The sequence below is a fragment of the Paenibacillus sp. FSL H8-0315 genome (genome assembly GCF_038005365.1).
GTDB lineage: Bacteria > Bacillota > Bacilli > Paenibacillales > Paenibacillaceae > Paenibacillus_AQ > Paenibacillus_AQ odorifer.
Window position 1 is genome coordinate 3,564,589 of sequence record NZ_JBBOTA010000001.1, and the last position, 14,607, is coordinate 3,579,195.

Below are 14,607 nucleotides of genomic sequence, written 5' to 3' on the forward strand. Positions count from 1 at the left end.
ATATGTGAGTAAATAGGTGGGTAAAGAAAGGGGAGAAATGTATGACATCTATTGATAAACTTCCCAAGTCTATAGAAATACAGCTTACAGAACAACCTTTATTTCACTCTGTATCTGATTTAATGAAAGATGGGCAATTCGGTGAGCAGTGGCTTGTATTGACTGAGAAGGAGATTTCCGTTTGGGGAACGGACGGGAAACTGGTCTCAAAGCTTCTAGTCTCGAATATTACTGATGCCCGGGTAGTAGGCGGGGTAGGCGGCGGATCGTTGCTTGTGGATACCCAAGAGGGGCCTATTATACTTATACGTTATACAGCATCACTTACCTCTATATTTGGTTTTGCTTCTAAATTAATTGGCGCTGTAGCTAAAGGCGAGGAACGGCCAACCGCTTCTGAAAAAGAGTTTCCAAGAAATTGTCCAAAATGCCGCAATCCGCTGCCGGAAGATTCACAAGCTTGTCCGGTGTGCAAGAGTAACGGCAAGGTTCTATTTCGGATGTTGAGTTACGCTAAGCCTTATAAGATCCAAATGATCGCCGCGGCGATTATGTTGATTTTTACTACATTGGTAGAGCTTGTTCCACCATTTTTGACGAAGATGATCGTTGATAATGTGTTGACAGAAAAGGATATGGGCTCAACGCTTCTATGGATTGTGATCGGGCTAGCAGCCACATCCTTAGTAATTACTTTAATGCAGACGCTACGTGGACTTATAGGGGTATGGATTGGTTCCAAAATCATGGGTGATCTTCGTCATGATGTGTATCATTCCTTGATGAAATTATCTTTATCTTTTTTCGACCGAAGACAATCTTCGCAATTTATTGGACGGGTGAATAATGATTCAGAGGCGATGCGGCAATTTATGACTGACGGTGTAATCTGGGTCTCGGGTGAATCGCTGCGGGTAATCGCTATTTTCACTATTATGTTCAGTATGGATTGGAAGCTAACGCTGCTTGCTATGCTGCCTATGCCGCTTATGGTGGTGCTGTCGACCGTGTTATGGCCGATGATTGGCAGACGTTGGTACCAGCAGTGGAGATCTATTTTTAGATTAAACGCTTTGGTTGGCGATTCTTTGCAGGGGATTCGTGTAGTCAAAGCATTCGGTCAGGAAACAACAGAGATGTCACGTTATACAGTCGCCAATAAGGAGCTGGTTCGGCATAATATTCGGATCGAAGGCTTATGGCAGGGGATGTTTCCTGCTTTTGCGTTGGTTGCTGGTGTGGGTACGTTATTAATTTGGTTTTATGGCGGGAAAACGGTGCTACAGGGCCAATTATCCATCGGTACGCTAATCGCTTTGGTGACCTACCTTGGGATGCTTCTCGGACCTTTGCAGTGGGTGAGCCAAATGATCAACTGGGCCAGCCATGCGATTTCAGCAGCAGATCGGGTCTTTGAAATTATGGATACTCCGTCAGATGTGCCTGATACTGTGAATCCAGCAGCCATCGGCCGCGTAAACGGTGAGGTTGAGTTTAAGCGGGTTACTTATGGATACGAAAAACATCATCCTGTGCTCAAGAACGTGGATTTAAAAGTGGGTGCGGGCGAGATGATTGGTCTGGTCGGACATTCAGGTGCCGGTAAGTCGACTTTCATTAATATGATCTGTCGCTTCTATGACACAGATGAGGGAACCATTACCATCGATGGTGTGGACATCCGAAATATCAGCCAGTCAGATCTGCGTAGTCAGATCGGTGTAGTGCTGCAGGAGACGTTTCTATTCGACGGAACGATTGCTGAGAATATTGCCTATTCTAAACCGGACGCTACGGAATTAGAAATCATGCGCGCTGCAAAAATTGCCAACGCCCATGATTTTATCGTTCAATTGCCGGATGGCTATGATACAAGAGTTGGGGAACGTGGGCATAAATTGTCCGGTGGAGAGAAGCAGCGAGTGTCTATTGCCCGAGCAATAATTCACGATCCGCGAATTCTAATCCTAGATGAAGCAACAGCTTCTGTAGATACAGTGACCGAGCGGCAAATTCAAGAAGCGATCTCGCGACTGGTAAAAGGCAGAACGACATTCGCGATTGCCCATCGATTATCCACGCTAAGAAATGCGAACCGTCTTGTAGTGCTTGAACGCGGGAAGATCATTGAAGTGGGTACACATGAGGAATTGCTTGCTGCAGAAGGTGCTTACTTCAAGCTAGTTGAGGCACAGAAGGAAATGTCGCAGATTAAGGGGGTTGAGATGCATGAGTGATCCGAATCTTGTTAACGGGGAATTGAATCCTAAAGATCCCTATGAGATTAACATTCTTGAACCGGGTGCAATCTCTTTTAGCCGCAGTCAAGGTGGCGTGTTTCAAGGAGTGGTGGAGGGTCAGGTATATGAGGAATTAATTCTTTTTCGAATATTTCCTTTTCAATACACCACGGAGTATATTTCCGTCCGTAACTCCAAGAGTGAGGAAATCGGGGTCATTCGTGACATTGATCAGCTCGATGAAGAAAGTCGGGTGGAAGTGGATACAGAGCTCCGGCTGCGGTATTTTCTCCCGGTTGTAACCCGCATTGATTCTATTAAGCAAAAAGCGGATATGTGGATTTGGGAGCTGCAAACGAATCTGGGCCAGACCCGGATCGTTATGCGGAACCTGCACGAGCATATGCAGTATCCAAGTCATAAACGAATCATTCTTACGGATATCAATGGAAAAAGATGCGAAATCCGTGATTATCTAGCCCTGGATGTTCAGAGCCGGAGCAAGCTGAAGGATGTTTTATAGTCTAGTTATGAAAAAGCTCCGCAGCCATTTGTTGATGGTCTGCGGGGCCTCTTTTTTTATCCGTAGTTTCTGCTAAGGAAAAATTTGATGGCGTTCTCTCTTCGGTATGGTAATATATTACAACCGGATCTTTACCATAGGGGAGGTATGTGAGTGAAGCATAAATGGATCAATTCGCCGTACACCTTTGCTTTAGGGATGTTTGCGATGATGGTTCCCAGTCAGGCATTTAGTTCATTTTACAGTTACTTTTATGTTGAAAAATTAGGATTGGGCATTGGACTTGCTACATTAGCCAGAACCATCTTTCTGATCTGGGATGCGGTAAACAATCCGTTATTCGGCTATTGGTCAGATCGCACAGATACTCGTTTGGGTCGACGCAGACCATGGGTGTTTGGCTCAATTCCGTTATTCATGCTGGCATTTGTACTGGTTTTCTCCCCTCCCGGCAGATTATCTGAAAATGGATTGTTCACTTGGTTTCTAGTCACACTTATTTTCTATGAGGCTGTCGCCACTGTGTTATGGGTGAATTATGGAGCGTTACTCCCGGAGCTCTTCCGTGGAGACCGTATTCGGGCAAAAGCCTCCGCGATTCAGCAAGGCTATCAAGTTGTAGCTTTGTTAATCGGTACTGCCTTAACCCCAATTATTTTTGCAGCTATTGGTTTCTCTAATATGGCTATAGTGTATGCCTGTCTCTTTGGAGTGTTTATGTTTTTATGTATGATGAATGTCCAAGAAAAGAAGGAGCTCACAGAGCAGGAACCCTTGAAGTTGATTCCGGCTTTTCGGGAGACCATTCGGAATAAAAAGTTTTGGGTGTTTAATATTTCGAACTCTTTTGCCCAAACGGTGAATGGACTTGTAAGCTCGATGATTCCTTTTTATGCAAAATATGTACTTCATATCTCCGAGGCTCAGGTATCGATTTTACTTGCAGCTGTTTTTGTTTCGGTCATTCCATTAGTATTCGTGTGGTACTGGATGATTCGTAAGATGGACGGGGTTAAGGCGTGGCGGTTATCACTGATCTTATATGCGTTATCGGTAATTCCGTTATGGTTTGGTTATGATCTCTTAAGTGGTGTGGCTGCTGGCGTAGTTGTCGGTTTCGGATTAGCCGGATTTCTAGTGACCCCAGCAATAGTAGGTGGCAAGATTATTGATGAGGATGCGGAAAAAACAGGTCTGAGAAGAGAAGGAATCTACACGGCTGTAAGCGGATTCATTACTCGTTCAAGCGGGTTAATCTCTGCGTTAGCTTTTTTCATTGTAGGTATGATCTTTGGCTATCAAGGCGGCGATGACCCAGGGTCCAATCCTGAAGCGACATTTAGGTATTTAATAAGTGTGGTGCCATTATGTCTGTTGGCCATAGCTGTTGTCATATCCTTCACAATGAAATTTACATTTATGGACTCTTTGAGAGGTGAGGCTGACTATGAACAAAAAATTAATCATCAATTGTGATGATTTTGGGCAAAGTCCCCCCATGAATCAGGCGATTAAACATCTGCTGGAAGAGGAAAAGGTATCCTCAGCAACGATTATGGCGGTGGCCCCTGGGTTTGAGGAGGCAGCTGCATGGTGTATTCGCAGGCAACAACGGAATGTGGGACTTCACTTGACGATGACTAGTGAATTTGAGGCTTTGCGCTGGGCGAGCCTGACGGGAGAGACTTCTCTTCATGACGAGAGCGGACATCAATATAGGACGGTAAAAGAGTTCGAACAGGGGGCGCAGACAAAAGCCGTACTAAAGGAGATAGATGCGCAGTACGAGCGAGTAAAACAGTCGGGAATAGTGATTAGCCATGTAGACAACCACATGGGTAGTTTATACGGAATGGAAACAGGACGCAGCTTGCTACCGCAGACGTTGTGGAAAATTTCGCGCTGGGGATTGCCCTCACGATTCTTCAGATACATCCATGCTGAGGATCCGCTTTTGGCATCGCTGAAAAATATTGAACGACCAGTTGCCCTTGGAGCAGGGCTGGCGGATACGTTTGGGGTGCCGATTCCCGACTACTTGCTATCGCATCCTTTTGGTGTAGAGGAAGGCGAGACGTATGAAAGTTTTAAAAGATCTATTATTGCTAAGCTGTATTCGTTGCCAGATGGCGTTAGTGAGACCTATATTCATCCCGGGATAGACGATCCATGGATGCAAGAAAATATTCCGCACTGGAGTAAGCGAGTTTGGGAGTATAAGTTGCCCTTTGATGATGATTTTACCTATGCCCTCAGTGATGCTAAGGTTGAATTGACGAATTATCGTTATGTACAGGAGCATCTAAAACGTCCACGGTTAAGATCTGCAGGCAGATTGTTAAAGAACCTGATAAGATTATGAGCAAAAATAAAAGACACCTTGAGGGGTGTCTTTTGATTATCCCATTAATCCTTTTAGCCCGTTAAGGAAGGGGGAAATAGATTTAATCATATTGTAGCCCATCTTCATAACCGGCATAGTTTTTTGTACCATTCCAATAAAGTTGCCGATTCCCCCGAACCCGCCAAATCCGCCAAAACCACCGCCTCCAGAACTGGCAGCCCCTGCTCCTGCGGAGCCTAGAGCGCCTCCACCCATTCCGAAAAGTGAGCCGAATAAGGGCATTAATCCTGATACGTTTGCTTTCCGAGAGCGGGAAGAAGAGTGTTTTTTTGATTTTCTGTGTTTGTTTTTACGTGGTTTGGAAAGGGTCAGTCCATTCTTATCGAGGCCGGTTATCCATCCTATATACGTACGTCCATCATGTAACGTAATGCACACGGGTCTACCTTTCAGCTGTTCAGCACGTTTGCGAATCTTCGTTGTATTTGCCATTTGTGGATCACCTCATTGGTCTATTTACTTCTATATTACTCAGATATTTTTGTGTTGCTTGTGCTAGTTCATCATAAAAAAATATTTGGGTGAAAGAGCTGCCACTTGAATTGATGCCCATAATAATTCATTACACTCATATAATTTAATGTGCGATAAATAAATTATGGAGGGGTGAAAACTTGATATCAGCATGGATTGGGAGTATTACTTTTTTGGGAGCAGTGATTCTTTATATACTGCTGTCTCTGGGATTGCCTTATGGGGAATTTGCAATGGGAGGAAGGCATAGAATTATGCCTCCACAAATGAGAGTCGCGTGTGGAGTTTCAGTAGTGATACAGCTAATTGCCATCCTGTACTTATTGCAGGCAGGGAATGTGATCTCTATTGGATTACCTTTTGATAGAAGGGTATGTTATTTTTTTGCCGTCTATTTAATGCTTAATACTATAATGAACTTATTGTCGAGGAGCATGAAAGAAAAACTTGTAATGACACCCTTATCTCTAATAACTGCAATTTGTTTTGGGATTACTGCTATGAATGGGTAAAAAGTAGTGCCAGATATAGATTCGACTTTTCTAGACTTTATATAGGATTGTTTTTAGGACACATCTGGTGAAGATGTGTTCTTTTTGCATCTATTGACTCTTGACCTATAAAAACGGATTCATAAGTCTAGGTCTTTCTTCTTATGTTATTATATTTAACATTGTTTTATATTATTTTTACAATTATATGATAATTGGTTATGTTTGTGTGATATAATATCACAGAAATTATGTGAAAATGATAGGGAGGACTAATATTATTATGGGATGGAAGACACGATGGAATAAGCCGATTGCTTCTGTATTAGCAACTGCAGTGCTTTCTTTGCAGGTGTTTGGAGGTATTGGTTTGGGTGCAGCTTGGGGTACAGATAAAGCTGAAGCAGCATCCGCAGCCACAGCCAAACTCCGGCTGATGAGCACGACGGACGTGCACACCAATGTCTACGGCTGGGACTATTTTAAGAATGCGGCTTCAGTAGCTGTCGGTCTTGACCGCACAGCAAGCTTGGTGAAACAAGCCAAAAGTGAAGAACCCAACACCCTCCTGCTCGACAATGGGGACTTGATTCAAGGAACTCCGCTAGGTACTTATGTGGCGAAGGAATCGGATCTGAAGGATCCTACTAATGTTACTGATATCCATCCGATGATTGCAGCCATGAACGCTATGGGATATGATGCTGCGACTTTTGGTAATCATGAATTCAATTATGGATTACAATTTTTAGATCGTACGATAAACGGTAGCGCTGGTAATGAGATGACTACTGGAGCCAATTTTGATTATGTGAATGCCAATATATATAAAATGGATGGCGTTACAAATGCTTATCAACCTTATGTTATTATTCCTAAGAAAGTAACGGATAGTAACGGCGATGAGCAGACGATTCAAGTTGGTCTAATCGGCCTAGTTACTCCTCAAATCATGGAGTGGGACAAGGTTAATCTGGAAGGCAAAGTTGTCGTTGAAGATATTGCTAAAACGGCAGAAAAATTTGTTCCTGAAATGAAAGCTAAGGGAGCAGATATTATTGTTGCTATGGCCCATACGGGGTTTGATGTTAACGCCGTTGTTGGAGACGGTTCTGAGAATGATATTAACGCTTTGAGTAAGGTTCCTGATATTGATGCGATTACGTTCTCTCATACGCATAAGGTATTCCCAACAGGGAATAACGATACGTTGGACGCGTCGTTCAAAGATCCTGTTACTAAACAACCGTATGCAAACGAAAAGGCTGTGATCGATAATGTGAATGGCCACATTAACGGTACGCCTGCTGTACAAGCTGGTTACGGCGGAGCTTATTTGGGTCTAATCGATCTGAACATTGTATACGATGGTAGTGACTGGACGGTAGACAAGCAAAGTTCAAAAGCTTCTGCTCGTTCTATTTATAAGACAGAGAATAAAGTGAATATACCACTGGTTGAGCCTGATGCGGCTGTAGATGCAGCTGTTGCAGCAGCACATGAGGCTACTATTGCTTATACTGGACAAAAGCTTGGTGTTACAACAGCTCCGATGAACAGCTATTTCGCAATGGTTCAGGATGATCCTACGGTTCAACTTGTTACGTATGCACAAAAGTGGTACGTTCAGAATTATATTGATATCAATGTTCCTCAATATAAGGACCTTGCCATTCTTAGTGTTGGTGCTCCTTTTAAAGCAGGACGCAACGGACCTGATGAGTACACCAGTATTGATAAGGGTGACTTGACTATTCGTAGCGCAAGTGACCTGTATTTATACGATAATACCCTTAAAGCAATCAAAGTTAAGGGTACTGTTGTAAAAGAATGGCTGGAAATGAGTGCGGGCGCATTTAACCGCATCAAACCAGGGATCTCGACTCCGCAGTCTCTGTTGAATACGAAATTTTCAGTTTTTAACTTCGATGTAATCGATGGGGTTCAATATAAAATTGATGTGACGAAAAACGCGAAGTACAATCCGGATGGTACGATTAATGATGCTTCTTCGAGTCGTGTAACGGATGTCACTTACAATGATCAACCTTTAGATCTAGATCAGGATTTCATTGTTGTTACTAATAATTACCGCGCAAGTGGTGGCGGGAACTTCCCGGGTGTTAAAGGTGCAGAGCTGGTTGTAGACTCTCAAGATGAGAATCGTCAGGTTCTGATGGACTACATCAGTGAAGCTGGTACGATTGATCCAACTGCTGATGGTAACTGGTCCTTGGCACCCATCAAAGGCAATGTGAATGTTACATTTACAACAACACCTAAAGCGGCAAATGTACTCCCAGCGAACATTTCCGATACTGGACAGCAAGATAATAAGGGCTTTGGAATTTTCAAGCTAGATCTAAGTGTGAAGACACCTGCACCGACGGAAGATGTGGAGGTTCACCTTCTTGGAATTAATGACTTCCACGGTCAACTCGACACTGTTTCTACAGTGAACAATAAGTCTGTAGGCACAGCAGCCTATCTCGCGACTTATTTGAAAGCAACTCGTGCAAAATATGAGAACTCATTACTCTTCCATAATGGTGACTCCGTTGGAGCATCCGCTCCAGTATCATCCCTTGAGCGCGATGAGCCGACTCATGCTTGGATGAACATGATGAAATTTGATGTGGGTTCTCTTGGTAATCACGAATTTGACCAAGGTGTTGATGCACTGATGACACAGCTTTATGGTGGTATCGACCCTAAGGATAATAAAGTTAACCATGCTGGATCTGATTTTGATTATGTTAATGCGAATGCAGTGGATGCCAAAACTGGCGAGCCAATTATTAATCCTTATGTAATCAAAGAAGTAGGCGGTGTGAAGATCGGCTTTATTGGTCTTGTAACGAAATCCACACCAAGTAAGGTGGCACCTTCCGGTACGGCTGGCGTGCATTTCCTCACGCCTGAAGAGGAAGTGGCGGCTGTTGAGAAATACGCTAAGGAGCTTCAATCTAAAGGTGTTGAGACCATTATCGTGCTTGCACATGATCCTGCAACAACCAAAGATGGTGTGACTACAGGTGAAGCGGCTGATCTAGCCAATGCGCTTCCTGCGGAATCCCCTGTTGATGTTATCGTTGCTGGTGATAACCATGCACTTGCAAATGGAACAGTAAACGGCAAGCTGATTGTACAAGCTTATTCTTACGGTACAGCATTTGAGGATATCAAGTTGATCATTGATCCTAAAACAGGTGACGTGAAGGACAAGTCTGCTGTGGTAACTTCCACCTTCCATGATGGGGTAACACCAGATCCGGAAAGTGTGGCACTGGTTAATGCTTACCTTGAGAAGCATCCTGAGCTCACTCAACCAGTGGGTACAACGGACGGAACTATCACTCGTACCGATGCTTACAATAATGAGGCTGCACTTGGTAATCTGATTGCTGATTCTATGCGTAATGCTGACTTCGGCGATGGTGCAAAAGCTGCCGATTTCGCCTTTATGAATCCAGGCGGTATCCGTGCGGACCTTCCGAAAGGTCCTGTTACCTTCGGCGATCTGGCTAAAATTCAGCCATTCGGCAACACGCTTGTGAAGCTGACACTAACCGGAGCGCAAATCAAAACATTGCTGCAACAGCAATGGAATGTAAAAGCTGATGGAACACCAGATATCAAAACGCTGCAAATTTCCGGACTGAAATATACAGCGAATATGTATCTGCCAGTAGCCGATCGTATTGCGATCCTCACACTAACTGATGGAACACCAATTAATCCTACGCAGAAATATACAGCAGTAGTAAATAACTTTATGGCTGCGGGTGGAGATAACTACAAGGTTCTGACTCAAGCTAGTGATTCATTGGCTGGACCTATTGATTTGGACGTGTTCTACGACTACATTGTAAAAACGTTTAATGGCAAAGAGATTAAAGCAGCCATTGAAGGTCGTATTATTAATAAATTAAAGGCTGATTCGGGATCAGGCAGTGGCAGTGGAGGCGGTTCTACCGGTGTAACTCCAACGCCTACTCCAACCGCGAAACCAACAGCAACACCAGCACCATCAACAGCACCAACGGCAACACCTGCACCAACTACTGCGCCAGCAGCAAACTTCAAGGATCTGGGCAAGGTAGCTTGGGCGCAAGAAGCTATTGAAGCATTGGCTGCTAAGGGCATTCTGAAAGGTCTGGATGCAAATACTTTTGCGCCAACCAAAACAGTGACTAGAGCAGAGTTCGTTACGATGCTGGTACGCGCACTGAATCTTACGGGTTCAGCAACAACTAGTTCGTTCAATGATGTTAAACAAGGAGTTTGGTACACGGATTCTATCGCCCTTGCGGTGAAGGCTGGACTTGTACAAGGCTCTGGAAATGGCAAATTTGAACCGGGTCGTGAAGTGACTCGTGAAGAGATGGCCATTATGGTTGCTAACGCACTGAAAGACAAACTACAGCCGATTGATAAAAATGCAGCATTGGGTAAGTTTGCAGACAAATCCAGTATTGCTCCTTATGCACAAGAGGCTATCGCACAGCTAACTCAATTGGGAATCGTCAACGGTGTTGATGGTGGGAAATTTGCACCTAAGGGTATAGCTAATCGCGCTCAAGCAGCGGTTATCATCTATCGCATGCTTGGACAAGCATCATAATTCTATTGTTCTAACTAAAAGTGTATCGATGATCCTCTTGAGGGCACCGATACACTTTTTTTAAATATAAGAAAGTATAAGTGACACCAATACTCTTATAGTCTTCCCTTAAACGCTTACTGCCCTTACAAGGGCACCGAAGACGCTTTTACTTGTTAAATTTGTTGTTGCTCTTTCTGTGAAATCATGTTAACTTATATTCTGCACTGTATTTTTTTATATCTTGTGCGGTCGTGGCGGAATTGGCAGACGCGCACGGTTCAGGTCCGTGTGGGCTAACCCCCGTGGAGGTTCGAGTCCTCTCGACCGCATACCTAAGTGCATATAAACAGGCAATACTTTTGAATCGCTCTTCAACCTGAAGAGCCTTTTTCTATTTATACGCATAATTCAATTTGACAAACTCTATGTAAAAGAAGTGAAGCAAAGATGGAGCCTAATGTAGGTGTAAATACGAAGCAAAGTGTGCGGTTTCTAGAAAAGTATTTCTCTGGTGAATCGATAGATTATCGTCAGATGATTGCTTTATTCATCCCTATCCTAGTGGATCAGGCCTTTGTGGTGGGTCTTAATCTAGTGAATACAGCTATGATAAGCTCGTCTGGTGTGGCAGCTATCAGTGCGGTCAATATGATAGATTCTCTTAATATTTTTCTCATTAGTGTGTTTATTGCCGTCTCAACAGGTGGGACGGTTGTTGTTGCGCAGTATAAAGGGAGCGGCAATGACCTCATGGTGTCAAAAGCTACGGCAGGTGCTACGTCATCTGTTTCGCTGATGGCATTTGCTATTGGGATGTTCGGAATTCTTTTTCACAATCCGCTGTTGAATTTACTATTTGGAGCGGCCTCACCGGAGGTTATGGAGAACGCCCGAATATATTTAATCGGGAGCTGTATCTCTTATCTTGGTATAGCTGTTGTGGAAGCGGTATGTGGTGCTCTTCGTGGAATTGGTAGAACGAGGGCCTCGCTTGTACTTTCGCTAATTATGAATTTAACTTATGTCTTATTGAATCTCGTCTTTATTAACCTGTTGCATATGGGTGTTCTGGGGATGACCATTTCTATAAATATAGCTAGATACCTGGGGGCGTTCTGCGCACTTTATTATCTATTCCGATTGGACAACGATCTGCATATCCGTATTCGCGATCTTGTAGCGGTTAAGCTGTCTATGCTGAAAAAAATAATGTTCATCGGGATGCCGTTTGCGGCAGAGCAGATGTTCTTTAATGGTGGTAAAATTCTGACTCAGATCTTCATCGTTAGTCTGGGTACGTATGCACTTGCGACTAATGCGATTGCCTCCTCCTTTGCAGGGATTATGCAAATCCCGGGGAATGCGTTGTCCTTGACGATTATTACAGTGGTGGGACAATGTATGGGAAGCAATAATGTTAAGGATGCTCGAAAATTTATTAAATCATTCCTTGTCGCCTCTTCTCTTTCCCTGGTGGTGATGGGGTTGCTGATTATGCCTTTTTTCAATCCATTAGTGTCTATGTTCCATCCTCCTGCTGAGATTGTGGGTGATATCTTCCTGATTGTGCTCATCAATACGATTGCGCAAATTCCGTTATGGTCTATAAGCTTTATTACGCCTTCGGCGCTTAGAGCGGCAGGGGATTCCAAATTCACCTCCATGGTTTCGATGCTTACGATGTGGCTGTTCCGTGTAGTGCTCGGATACATCTTAGGTATTGTTCTGAACTTTGGTATACTCGGCGTTTGGCTGGCGATGAATTGTGAGTGGGGGATCAGAGGTTTGATTTTCCTGCGGCGATTTATGGGCAAGAAATGGGTTCAGCATCGTGTTATATAATAGATATAAAAAAATCAAAGGACGCCCTGAGGGATGTCTTTTTTTGCATGCTCTGATGAGTGCCTTTGGAGAATGCAGCTTGAGTATTTCTTGGGTAGCGGGGTAATAATATGTAGGAATTGCGTCTTTATGCTTACTAAAACACACAACAAGGAGTCTTGCACAATGTCACATTTCGTTAGATCCGTTACTTCACCAAAGAAATTTATCTCCGGCCATAACTTACTGTCAGATCTGAATGAGTATATTAAGGCGTTTGGCGATCATGCCTATGTGATCTGTGATGAGTTCATTTTGGAACGTGCTAAGAAAGAGGCGGGGAGTTCCATCGAAGGTGCGGGGAATAAGGCTACTTTTGAAAAATTCAATTATGAATGTACTCAGGAAGAGATTAATCGTAATCGGGAACTTGCCCGTAAAGCTGGGGCGAATATCATCGTCGGTATCGGGGGAGGTAAAACACTGGACACTGCCAAAGCTACTGCGTATTATGAGAAGCTGCCTGTAGTTATTTTTCCGACGATTGCATCTACTGATGCACCATGTACAGCGCTGGCTGTCATTTATAATAAAGATGGTTCATTTGATCAATACTTATTCCTCCCAAGTAATCCGGATGTGGTCTTGGCGGATACAGCGATTTTAGCTTCAGCGCCTTCCCGTTTTTTCGCAGCTGGAATTGGCGACGCACTGGCTACTTATTTTGAAGCCCGTGCTTGTTATGCCTCTAATGGCGACAATCTCGTACTTATGAAACCTTCTACAACGGGTCTAGGTATATCAAGACTTTGTTATGAAGCTCTACTTAAGAATGCGGTAAAAGCAAAACGTGCGGTTGATCAGAAGCTCTATACACGCGCGGTGGAGGAGACCATTGAAGCGACAATTTATCTAAGTGGTGTGGGTGCTGAATCTGGTGGTCTGGCTGCCGCGCATGCTATTCATAATGGGATGACAGCCGTTCCTTCACTACACAAAGCTCAGCATGGTGAAAAGGTTACGTTTGGTCTTTTAGCCCAGCTAGTACTGGAAAATGCCTCAAATGAGGAGCTGGAAACTGTCATTAAGCTTATCAAGGATGTAGATCTTCCGCTAACCCTCGCCGATCTGGGGTGCACGGAATTTATCGAATCCGAATGGCGCCAAGTTGCTGAAGCTGCTTGTGCAGAAGGAGACACAATGGGCAATATGCCGTTCCCGGTTACTCCGGAAGATGTGTACAATGCGATAGTGGTGGCGAACTCGCTGGCAGAGTCTTATAAATAACTAGCACAACTAATATGTAGTGATAATGAAGGCGCCCTTGGGGGTGCCTTTTGTTTTTATATAGGTTAAGCTGTTGAAGTAGAGTAGGGGTAAAATTATGCTTATAGGTATCGGCTTCGGCATACTTAATCACGGGATAGGGTGCCTACGGAAACGAGATTATTGCTAATCGCCCCGTTGCTGTGCCAATATCACTCTATGTAATAAGGAGGAAAGATGAGAAAAAAACATTTAGGTTATCTAGTCCTTATTATCATAATTATTGGAGCGGTAATAATAGCAGTAATTCACGGGAATTCGGAGCGTCAGAACAAGCAGGCAGCAGGAAGCCTTGGAATGGATTATGTGCGCAAAGAGTACACGGAAAGTGCGTCGCTGAGAGTTGCAACGATTTGCAAACCCTTATTTGGAGGGTCGGGTTATCAGGTAGTGCTCGAGGATTCAAGTGGGCAATCGTATTATGTCATTATCGTTCTCGGAACTACACGTAATCTTGTCACTATGGACGATCTGACGAAAGAGGTGCGGGAAGGTACAACTGTGTTTCCGTGCCACCAATAAAACATGATAAATGAATCGGATCTCATCTATATGATTATTGGGAGGCACTCCTGCGGGGTGTCTGTTTTTGTTATATTAAATTGAATTTTGTTATTTATTTTCGGAATTACTAACATTAATACTAACGTAAAGAATAAAATAATTATAACAAAAGGGAATATTTAGATTGTTTTATGCCAATGTAACCGCTATAATCTTGC

At 43.7% G+C, this 14,607-nt stretch carries 9 protein-coding genes and 1 tRNA gene; 9 read left to right on the forward strand and 1 reads right to left on the reverse strand.

The genetic code is table 11. The features are described from left to right. Window positions 1-41 precede the first annotated feature (41 nt). The 4 genes from MHB56_RS15595 to MHB56_RS15610 all read left to right on the forward strand — a co-directional run bounded on the left by MHB56_RS15595 (window position 42) and on the right by MHB56_RS15610 (window position 5,125). On the forward strand, window positions 42-2,237 hold the full coding sequence (locus MHB56_RS15595) for an ABC transporter ATP-binding protein (RefSeq protein ID WP_339189126.1): 2,196 nt from the start codon (window positions 42-44) through the stop codon (window positions 2,235-2,237). Next, window positions 2,230-2,763: a DUF1854 domain-containing protein gene (locus tag MHB56_RS15600; RefSeq protein ID WP_051491493.1), complete on the forward strand. Its 534-nt coding sequence runs from the start codon at window positions 2,230-2,232 to the stop codon at window positions 2,761-2,763. Before MHB56_RS15595 ends, MHB56_RS15600 begins: the two co-directional genes overlap by 8 nt. Before the next feature lie 153 nt (window positions 2,764-2,916). Next, window positions 2,917-4,239: an MFS transporter gene (locus MHB56_RS15605; RefSeq protein ID WP_341143730.1), complete on the forward strand. Its 1,323-nt coding sequence runs from the start codon at window positions 2,917-2,919 to the stop codon at window positions 4,237-4,239. Beyond that, window positions 4,211-5,125: a polysaccharide deacetylase family protein gene (locus MHB56_RS15610; protein WP_340393204.1), complete on the forward strand. Its 915-nt coding sequence runs from the start codon at window positions 4,211-4,213 to the stop codon at window positions 5,123-5,125. Before MHB56_RS15605 ends, MHB56_RS15610 begins: the two co-directional genes overlap by 29 nt. A 36-nt stretch (window positions 5,126-5,161) precedes the next feature. On the opposite strand, the gene MHB56_RS15615 is transcribed toward MHB56_RS15610, so the two are convergent. Next, window positions 5,162-5,599, reverse strand: a complete 438-nt coding sequence (locus tag MHB56_RS15615) for a hypothetical protein (RefSeq protein ID WP_076126935.1) — start codon at window positions 5,597-5,599, stop codon at window positions 5,162-5,164. An 816-nt stretch (window positions 5,600-6,415) separates the two neighbouring features. On the opposite strand from MHB56_RS15615, the gene MHB56_RS15620 reads away from it, so the two are divergent. The 5 genes from MHB56_RS15620 (at window position 6,416) to MHB56_RS15640 (ending at window position 14,407) form a co-directional block, all read left to right on the forward strand. Further along, on the forward strand, window positions 6,416-10,756 hold the full coding sequence (locus tag MHB56_RS15620; protein ID WP_341143731.1) for a bifunctional 2',3'-cyclic-nucleotide 2'-phosphodiesterase/3'-nucleotidase: 4,341 nt from the start codon (window positions 6,416-6,418) through the stop codon (window positions 10,754-10,756). A gap of 227 nt (window positions 10,757-10,983) precedes the next feature. Continuing rightward, window positions 10,984-11,067 (forward strand) — tRNA-Leu (locus tag MHB56_RS15625). 118 nt (window positions 11,068-11,185) lie between these two features. After that, the gene (locus MHB56_RS15630; RefSeq protein ID WP_076218289.1) at window positions 11,186-12,580 is read left to right on the forward strand and encodes an MATE family efflux transporter; all 1,395 of its coding nucleotides are present in this window, start codon (window positions 11,186-11,188) and stop codon (window positions 12,578-12,580) included. Window positions 12,581-12,745: 165 nt separating this feature from the next. After that, window positions 12,746-13,846: a glycerol dehydrogenase gene (locus tag MHB56_RS15635; protein WP_076101108.1), complete on the forward strand. Its 1,101-nt coding sequence runs from the start codon at window positions 12,746-12,748 to the stop codon at window positions 13,844-13,846. Between the two features lie 216 nt (window positions 13,847-14,062). After that, on the forward strand, window positions 14,063-14,407 hold the full coding sequence (locus MHB56_RS15640; protein WP_076179139.1) for a hypothetical protein: 345 nt from the start codon (window positions 14,063-14,065) through the stop codon (window positions 14,405-14,407). Window positions 14,408-14,607: the final 200 nt, after the last annotated feature.

Excerpts from the sequence above, each read along its gene's own strand:
- MHB56_RS15600 (WP_051491493.1), top strand. The coding sequence starts at position 2,230 with ATGAGTGATCCGAATCTTGTTAACGGGGAATTGAATCCTAAAGATCCC.
- MHB56_RS15620 (WP_341143731.1), top strand. The coding sequence starts at position 6,416 with ATGGGATGGAAGACACGATGGAATAAGCCGATTGCTTCTGTATTAGCA.
- MHB56_RS15610 (WP_340393204.1), top strand. The coding sequence starts at position 4,211 with ATGAACAAAAAATTAATCATCAATTGTGATGATTTTGGGCAAAGTCCC.
- MHB56_RS15630 (WP_076218289.1), top strand. The coding sequence starts at position 11,186 with ATGGAGCCTAATGTAGGTGTAAATACGAAGCAAAGTGTGCGGTTTCTA.
- MHB56_RS15640 (WP_076179139.1), top strand. The coding sequence starts at position 14,063 with ATGAGAAAAAAACATTTAGGTTATCTAGTCCTTATTATCATAATTATT.
- MHB56_RS15635 (WP_076101108.1), top strand. The coding sequence starts at position 12,746 with ATGTCACATTTCGTTAGATCCGTTACTTCACCAAAGAAATTTATCTCC.
- MHB56_RS15595 (WP_339189126.1), top strand. The coding sequence starts at position 42 with ATGACATCTATTGATAAACTTCCCAAGTCTATAGAAATACAGCTTACA.
- MHB56_RS15615 (WP_076126935.1), bottom strand. The coding sequence starts at position 5,599 with ATGGCAAATACAACGAAGATTCGCAAACGTGCTGAACAGCTGAAAGGT.